This is a genomic window from Synechococcus sp. H60.2 (assembly GCF_047462315.1).
In the GTDB taxonomy this organism is placed as follows: Bacteria; Cyanobacteriota; Cyanobacteriia; order Thermostichales; family Thermostichaceae; genus Thermostichus.
Map to the genome: position 1 here is coordinate 40,326 of NZ_JANSIZ010000012.1, position 7,861 is coordinate 48,186.

Here is a 7,861-nt window from a genome sequence, read left to right on the forward strand (position 1 = left end):
CCTGGGAGATGAGGGCGACTTTCCCTTGGCGAAGGTCGCCCTTCTCGTTGGTCGAACGTTAAAAAATCTATCAAGTTGCAACCCGAGAAAACGTAATAACTCTTCAGCAAAATCCTGCGAAACCGGTTCGATACTGGTCTTAGGGTTTAGGTAGGCTGAGAAAAGTTACCTAAGCTTGCTGGAACCGAGGCAAGGAACTGCCTTGACACCGGTCTCAGCTTAGCCTTCCCGAAAAGGGAGGATTTGCTTTTGTTCAGAGATTTTGCTTTTAATAACTGTTGCTGCACAAACGACGGAGAGGCATGTTTATCGCGGTTGTCGGTCTTAGCCATCGCACAGCTCCTGTGGAGATCCGGGAGCGCCTCAGCATTTCCGAGGCTGAAGTGGGAGAGAGGATCCAGCAGCTCCGTGCCCACCCCAACATTGAGGAAGCGGCGATCCTCAGCACCTGTAACCGGCTGGAGGTTTACATCGTCACCCCAGAAATGGAAAGTGGTGTCCGGCAGACGATGCAGTTTTTGGCGGAGGCAAAAGGGATCCCGCTGCCCCAACTGCGCCCGCACCTGTTTACGCTGCTCTACCAGGATGCAGTGACGCACCTGATGCGGGTGGCCGCCGGGCTGGAGAGCTTGGTGTTGGGAGAGGGGCAGATCCTGTCGCAAGTGAAAAAAGCGCAGCAACTGGGTCAAGCCTGCAACGGCATGGATCGCATCCTCAACCGCCTCTTCAAGGCGGCCATCACCGCCGGCAAGCGCGTCCGCACCGAGACGGGGATCGGCACCGGCGCCATGTCCATCAGCTCGGCAGCGGTGGAGTTGGCGTTGCAGGAGCAGGGATCCCTTTCCCAGGGCAAGGTGACCGTGGTGGGGGCGGGGAGAATGGCCCGCCTGTTGGTGCAGCACCTCCTGGCCAAAGGGGCGGTGGATATTACGGTGGTCAACCGCTCCTTGGAGCGGGCGGAAGCTCTGGCCAAACAGTTTGAGCAGCCGATCCAGGTGTTGCCCTGGGAGGCGCTGTTGAGCAGTGTGGCCGAGTCCAACCTGGTCTTCACCAGCACCGGCGCCACCCAGCCGATCCTCACCTACGAGCAACTGGCGAGGGTGCTGCAGCCGAATCAGCCGCTGCTGTTGGTGGATATCTCGGTGCCCCGCAACATTGATCCCGAGGTGGAAAAGCTAAGAGGGGTACAGGTGTTCAACGTGGATCACCTCTCCCGCATCGTGGAAGAAAACCGCGCCCAGCGGCAAAAGCTGGCCCTGGATGCCGAAGCGTTGATAGAAGAAGAGGTAGAGCAGTTTATGGAGTGGTGGCGTTCCCTAGAGACGGTGCCCACTATTTCCAGCCTGCGCCACAAGGTGGAGTCTATCCGGGAGCAGGAAATGGAGAAAGCCCTCTCCCGCCTAGGCAAAGACTTTGCCGAAAAGCACCTGGAGGTAATCGACGCCCTCACCCGCGGCATCGTCAACAAGATCCTGCACGACCCCATGGTGCAACTGCGGGCCAAACGGGACATCGAGGCGCGGCGCAGGGCTATGCAAATCCTGCAGGAGCTGTTTAACCTCGATCCCCTGCCGTTTCAGGCGCAGCAGGAACGCTAGGGATCCCTGGGCAGTGTCAGGTATTAAAGAATTGTAACAGCTCTCTCATCTCAGGGGAAGGGCTGCCCTTAGGATCCAAAACGTAAGCTCTCGGAGTTGGGGGTATGTTTGGAGAGTACGAAGTGTTCGTGCAGTTGGCGCTGTTGGCCTTGATCGTCCTGGCAGGGCCGGCGGTTATCCTGCTGCTCTACCTGCGCGGCGCGGATATGTAGGTGACCTAGACCGGTTGCCGGCGCAGTTGACAGGATCCCCTGAGGAGGAGCGGTCGCCGTTGGTGGGGGAGTTCGCTCTGTTGCTTCCCTATCTCTTAATGTAACGCTTCTTTGCGCTACAGTTATAGAAGCAGCCCTAGGGCAAGCTCGCCTGTAGGGCGCTACTTTATGAGTTGATGATTTTTTATGTCACTCCCCATCCGCAACGTCGCCATCATCGCCCACGTTGACCACGGCAAAACCACCCTTGTGGACGCCCTGTTGCGCCAGGCGGGCACCTTTCGGGAGGGAGAGGACATTCCCGCCTGCGTGCTGGACTGCAACACGCTGGAGCGGGAGCGGGGCATCACCATCCTGGCCAAAAACACAGCCGTCCGCTACGGCGAAACCCTGATTAACATCGTCGATACCCCCGGCCACGCCGACTTTGGCGGGGAGGTAGAGCGGGTGCTGGGCATGGTGGAGGGCTGTCTGTTGGTTGTGGACGCCAACGAAGGCCCGATGCCGCAAACCCGCTTTGTGCTGCGCAAGGCGCTGGAAAAGGGCCTGCGTCCGCTCGTGGTGGTCAACAAAATCGACCGTCCCCGCGCCGAGCCCTACAAAGTTGTCGACAAGGTTCTGGATCTCTTTCTGGAGCTGGGAGCCGACGAAGACCAGTGTGATTTCCCTTACCTATTTGCCTCGGGTCTGCAGGGCTTTGCCCTGGAAGAAGCTGACCTAAAAGCCTTTTTGGAAGGGAGGTACAGCGGCCCGCTGGACATGAAGCCCCTCTTTGAAGCCATCCTCAAGTATGTCCCGCCGCCGATTGGGGATCCGGCCAAGCCGCTGCAACTGCAGGTCACCACGCTGGAGTACTCGGAATACCTGGGCCGGATCGTGATCGGCAAGATCCACAACGGCACCATTCGCCTTGGGGATCAGTTGGCGGTGGTCAAAGAAGATGGGTCGATTGCCAAGGGCAAGGTAACCAAGCTCTTTGGCTTCCAGGGCCTGCAGCGCATCGAGCTCACCGAGGCTACTGCCGGCCACATCGTCGCCGTGGCGGGGTTTGCCGAGGCCAACATCGGCCACACCCTCACTTCTCCCGAAAACCCGCAGGCCCTGCCGCTCATTAAGGTGGACGAGCCAACGCTGCAGGTGATGATCTGCGTCAACGACTCTCCCTTTGCCGGCCAAGAGGGCACCTTTGTTACTTCGCGGCAATTGCGGGAGCGCCTGCTGCGAGAGCTAGAAACCAACGTGGCGCTGCGGGTAGAAGAGACAGATTCCCCCGATCGCTTTTTGGTGTCGGGGCGGGGCGAGCTGCACCTGGGCATTTTGCTGGAGACCATGCGGCGGGAGGGCTACGAGTTTCAGGTGGGGCAGCCGAAGGTGATCTTCCGCGAGGTTAACGGCCAGCCCTACGAGCCCTATGAGTGTTTGGTGCTGGATGTGCCGGAATCGACGGTGGGCGCCTGCATTGAACGGCTGGGGCAGCGGCGGGGGGAGATGCAGAACATGATAGTAGGCGCGGACGGACGGGCTCAGTTGGAATTCGTCATCCCGGCCCGAGGGCTGATCGGCTTCCGCAGCGAGTTCGTCCGCATCACCCGCGGCGAGGGGATCATGAGCCACAGCTTTTTGGAGTACCGTCCCCTGACGCCGGGGATTGAGACCCGCCGCAACGGCGTGCTGATTGCCTTTGAAGAGGGGGTAGCCACCACCTATGCCCTGAAAAATGCAGAAGATCGGGGGGTGTTCTTCATTACGCCAGGTACCCGCGTCTACAAGGGCATGATCGTGGGCGAGCACAACCGTCCACAGGACTTGGAGTTGAACGTCTGCAAAACCAAGCAACTGACCAACCACCGGGCTGCCAGCGGGGAAGAGCTGGTGCATTTGCAGGCGCCAGTGGAGATGAACCTGGAGCGAGCGTTGGAATACATTGGTGAGGACGAGCTGGTGGAGATCACGCCGAAGTCGGTGCGCTTGCGCAAGGCACAGTTGACGGCTTCTCGTCGCTAGCGGTCGGCCCTACCACCGTCGCAGGTAGAAGCGCAGGTTGGGGAAGTAAAAGACCCCCCAAATCCCCAGCAGGACAATTCCCAAGCCCAACAAAGCCAGCCACAGGCGGGGGCCGCTGTGGAGCTGCTGGGATCCCGCCTGGACATAGGCCAGATCCACCCAGGCGGTGTTGCCGCGGCGGAACCAGCCCACCACCTTGACCCGCCGGCCCATGAGGGCACGGAGCTGCTTTAGGCCGGAAAAGACATTGCCCACCGGCCCCAGGGGAGAGGTAAAGCGCAGCGGGATCAGCCCGGTGGCATCCTGTAGCTTTAGCTCTGCCCCCAGTTGATAGCCAGCTTGTCCCAAGCCCAGCAGCTCTCCTTCCAGCTCCACTGGCTGACTGCGGCAGGGATCCGCCTCGGGGTCAGCCAGCAAGTGGAGTACATCAGTTGTCTGGGGCGACAGGGATCCGCGGTACATCAACACCGCCTTGGATCCCAGGCCTAGGCCACAGCCCACCACCGCTACCGCAGCAATGACTTTGGGATCGAGGCGATCTTGCAGCAGCAGGTAGAGGATCAGCCCCACCAGCCAACCGACGAGGATCCCGACCACTTCGGCAGCGTAGATGGCCAGATCCAGCCAGAAGCGGCTTTGCAGACGGACCCCATCCAACTTGGATCCAGATCCCAGGCGCAACTCCGGCGCCAGGCGCAGCCGTTGCGCATACTCCGCCAAAACCTGGAAGCGCCGCCCCAGCAGGGGATGGCTGGAATTGACCTGCATCCAGCGGGCCCAGGGGTTGAGCTGATCCCAGAGAAAGACTTGGCCAGCTTGGGCGGGATCCCGCAGGCGGACGGCGGCACTGGCAGCGGCGGTGGTTTTGAAGTCCAAGAAGCTGAACAGTCGGGCGCAGTGCAGCAGCGAAGATGGGCGGCGGTCGTTTTTGTGGGCCTCCTGCAGGCCGGCAGCCGACTTGAGCAGAGCGGCCACCAGCCCGTTGGGGTTGCCCGTGGCCTCCACCGCGAAGTGATCGGCGTGGGAGGTGCCCAGGCGAGAGAGGAAAAACAGCGGGTAGGAAAGCACTGTGTAGATTAGGTAGAGCAGGGGGGCCACATGGCCGATGAGATCCCGCCGTTTGTTCCCCAGTTGGCTCACCTGCTCCAGAGCCAAGTAAACCAGTTGAAGGGGGGATCCCAGCAGAGTCAGGATCAGGATATCGCCGTTGACGATCCGCCCCAGAGCCTGGGCATAGACAGCGGCAATCTCGTCCGGGGCAAGCTGCTGCAACAGGGCCTGGGTGACCACGATGCGGCCGCCATCAGGAAAAGTGCCGTAAACAAAAGCCAGCGGCCCCCCTTCCGGGATCACCCCCAGGCGGGGTTGTTTCAGTTGTTTTTGGGTGCAGAGGCGCTGCAGCAGGCGGGCCGCCTCGGGACTGTGGCGCTCAATTTCCCCCAAGGTGGCCCAGCGCAGCTTGTGCAGCCGCCGGTGTAGGTGATCCATCAGCCAGGGGGCAAAAAACAAAAGGCCGACGCCAAAGTTGACCGCCAGGCTTCCGGCTACCAACCAGCGCAGGCCATTGCGCAGCCAGGGCAGCAACCCTTGCAAAAACCAAAGCTGCCGCGGAAAACTCAGCCGTCCGAAATCTAGGTGGCTGCCCACCAGCACAAAACTCAACCCCCAGAGGAAGAGGATGCCCACCCCCAGGGATCCCCACTTGGCCCAGCGTAGAGAACCGGCCCGCTCCGGCAGGGGGATCCTCAGGCCCAGTTGAGCGGCCCGTTGGCGGCTGGAGAGCGGCTGAGCCTCAGAAGCCAGTTCTGGGGAGGGCGGGGAAGCAGCGGGTTTTTCCACCGTTTGGGGCAGGCGGGGCAGGATTTTTTGGGCCCAGCCCTGCACCTGGGGATCCGGGTGCTGCAGCAGTTCCAGACAAAGCGCCCGCGCCTTCTCCGCCTCGCCCGCCAGATGGTAGGCCCGCACCAGGTTCATCTGGGCCTCCAGGGCCTGGCTGTCGGAGGAGCCTGTCGGGATCGCTGCTGCTCCGCCCTGCTGGCGAGATTGAGCCAAGTAGGCCTCCAGCAGTTGGATGGCCTCTTGAAAGCGGCCCTGCCGCAGCGCCTCTTTGCCCGCCTCCGCGGGGGTCATCAGCCCGCTCCGAGATCTCTCTGCTCCCCCAGCTTACTCAAGGATCTGGCCTTGCTGAGGTGGATCCCCCGAAAGGGGGTAGCGGAGCAAGCGCCGCCGCAGGCAATCCAACGCCGTCTGGGCGCTCCACCAGCGCACCCCCTCGCGGCCCCGCAAGCTGCCGAAGCGGTACTCGTGGACTTCCACTTTCCCCTCCGGGTCGGCCAAGCCCAGATACACAAGGCCAACCGGCTTGGTGGGGGTACCCCCGTCTGGCCCGGCAATGCCGGTGATGCTCAAGGCCCAGTCGGAGCCGAGGACTTGCTTGGCCCCCAGCGCCATCTGGGCCGCCACCGGCTCGCTCACGGCCCCCTGCTGCTGCAGCGCCGCGGGATCCACCCGCAAGAGCTGCTCCTTGATGCGGTTGTCGTAGGCAACGATCCCCCCAACAAAATAGCGGGAGCTGCCCGGGATCCCGGTTACCAACTGCCCCAGCAGGCCACCGGTGCAGGATTCCGCCACCGCCAGGGTTTGCCGCCGCTGCAGCAGCAACTCCCCTACCACGCTGGCCAAGGTGGCCTCGTCGCTGCCGAAGTAGTCTTCCCCGGAAATCTGTAAAATCTGCTCCACCACCGGGGCAATCAATGCTTCCGCCGCCTCACGCGTGGGGGCACGTCCGGTAACCCGCAGGCGCACCTCCCCCTGGCTGGCGTAGGGAGCCACGGTGGGATTTTCCCCCGCCAGCAGGGATCCCACCCGTTCGGCCAAGGTCGATTCAGGAATGCCCCAGTAGCGCAACACGCGGCTGTAAAACACTTCCTTGCCCCAGCCCAGGGAGCGCAAATAGGGCACAGCCGTCTCCTGCCACATCTGCTGCATCTCCCGCGGCACGCCGGGGAAGGTGAGAATGTGCAGGTCGGGCCGGGGCTGCCAGATGAGGCCACAGGCGCTGCCCAGGGGGTTGGGCAGGACGGTTGCCCCCTGAGGCAAAAAGGCCTGCTTGCGGTTACTGGGCGAGGGCTCCATACCTCGCTGGCCGTACTTTCGCAGAATCTCCTCCCAAACCCGCGGGTGCTCCACCATCTCCACGCCGAAAAAAGAGGCCAGTGCCGCGTGGGTCAGATCATCCGGGGTTGGCCCCAGCCCTCCTGTAATTAAAAGCAGGCTGGAGCGGTTGCAGGCCACCTCCAAAGCATGGTGGATGCGGGCTTCGTTGTCCCCCACCACCGTTTGGTAGTAGTGCGGGATCCCCAGCTTGGCCAACTCGGCTGCCAGGTATTGGGCGTTGGTGTTGGTGATCTCTCCCAAGAGCAACTCTGTACCAATGCAGAGGATCTCAGCCCCTTGGGGAGTGACGGTTTGCGTTGGGCTCATGCTCGGCTCAACCTCGGCTCAGCCGCTAAGTATAGAGGTCTGGATCCCCCTTTCGCGCAGGGATCCCTGGGATCTCTTGCTCAAGAGGGGTAGGGATCCTCGGCCAGCCGAGCCAAAGCTTCCAGCTCAGCACCCACCACGCGGTGCAGGATCCACTCCGGATGTGGCTTGGCACCCAGGCGCCGGTAGAACTCAATTGCTGGCTGGTTCCAGTCCAAAACCATCCACTCCAGCCGCCCATATCCTTTGGCCACTGCCTCCTGGGCCACCCGCGCCAAGAGCGCCTTGCCAATGCCCCTGCCGCGAAACTCCGGCAGCACAAACAAGTCTTCCAGGTAAATCCCCGGTCGGGTGAGGAAGGTGGAAAAGTTGCGAAAGTAGAGGGCAAACCCCACCGCTTGCCCCCCCACTTCTGCCAACAAGGCCGAAGCAAAGGCTTCGGGGCCAACCAGATGCGGTTGCCGCTGATCGGCGGTTCCCGTTACCTGGTGGATCTGGGGGTCGTACACGGCCAAAGCGAGTATGAGTGAAAACAGAAGGGGCACTACTGCAGGGGTGGCTGGC

6 protein-coding genes are annotated in these 7,861 nt (G+C 61.9%); 3 read left to right on the forward strand and 3 right to left on the reverse strand.

Going from position 1 to position 7,861, the window contains the following annotated elements; translation table 11 throughout:
* Positions 1-302 precede the first annotated feature (302 nt).
* The 3 genes from NW845_RS03375 (at position 303) to typA (ending at position 3,814) form a co-directional block, all read left to right on the forward strand.
* The gene (locus NW845_RS03375; RefSeq protein ID WP_414376828.1) at positions 303-1,598 is read left to right on the forward strand and encodes a glutamyl-tRNA reductase; all 1,296 of its coding nucleotides are present in this window, start codon (positions 303-305) and stop codon (positions 1,596-1,598) included.
* Between the two features lie 104 nt (positions 1,599-1,702).
* The gene (gene psb30, locus NW845_RS03380; protein ID WP_414363921.1) at positions 1,703-1,810 is read left to right on the forward strand and encodes a photosystem II reaction center protein Ycf12/Psb30; all 108 of its coding nucleotides are present in this window, start codon (positions 1,703-1,705) and stop codon (positions 1,808-1,810) included.
* 186 nt (positions 1,811-1,996) lie between these two features.
* Positions 1,997-3,814, forward strand: coding sequence for a translational GTPase TypA (gene typA / locus NW845_RS03385; protein ID WP_414363920.1), 1,818 nt, complete (start codon positions 1,997-1,999; stop codon positions 3,812-3,814).
* Positions 3,815-3,823: 9 nt separating this feature from the next.
* On the opposite strand, the gene NW845_RS03390 is transcribed toward typA, so the two are convergent.
* The 3 genes from NW845_RS03390 to NW845_RS03400 form a co-directional block, all read right to left on the reverse strand.
* Positions 3,824-5,944 (reverse strand): M48 family metalloprotease, encoded by a 2,121-nt coding sequence (locus NW845_RS03390; RefSeq protein WP_414376830.1) that lies wholly within the window; start codon positions 5,942-5,944, stop codon positions 3,824-3,826.
* A 33-nt stretch (positions 5,945-5,977) separates the two neighbouring features.
* Positions 5,978-7,297: a competence/damage-inducible protein A gene (locus NW845_RS03395; RefSeq protein ID WP_414376832.1), complete on the reverse strand. Its 1,320-nt coding sequence runs from the start codon at positions 7,295-7,297 to the stop codon at positions 5,978-5,980.
* Positions 7,298-7,377: 80 nt separating this feature from the next.
* On the reverse strand, positions 7,378-7,861 hold a 484-nt coding region (locus NW845_RS03400; RefSeq protein ID WP_414376834.1), incomplete at its 5' end, for an N-acetyltransferase family protein.

Coding starts and splice junctions, on each gene's coding strand:
- NW845_RS03390 (WP_414376830.1), bottom strand. CDS start 5,944: ATGACCCCCGCGGAGGCGGGCAAAGAGGCGCTGCGGCAGGGCCGCTTT.
- NW845_RS03395 (WP_414376832.1), bottom strand. CDS start 7,297: ATGAGCCCAACGCAAACCGTCACTCCCCAAGGGGCTGAGATCCTCTGC.
- NW845_RS03375 (WP_414376828.1), top strand. CDS start 303: ATGTTTATCGCGGTTGTCGGTCTTAGCCATCGCACAGCTCCTGTGGAG.
- typA (WP_414363920.1), top strand. CDS start 1,997: ATGTCACTCCCCATCCGCAACGTCGCCATCATCGCCCACGTTGACCAC.
- psb30 (WP_414363921.1), top strand. CDS start 1,703: ATGTTTGGAGAGTACGAAGTGTTCGTGCAGTTGGCGCTGTTGGCCTTG.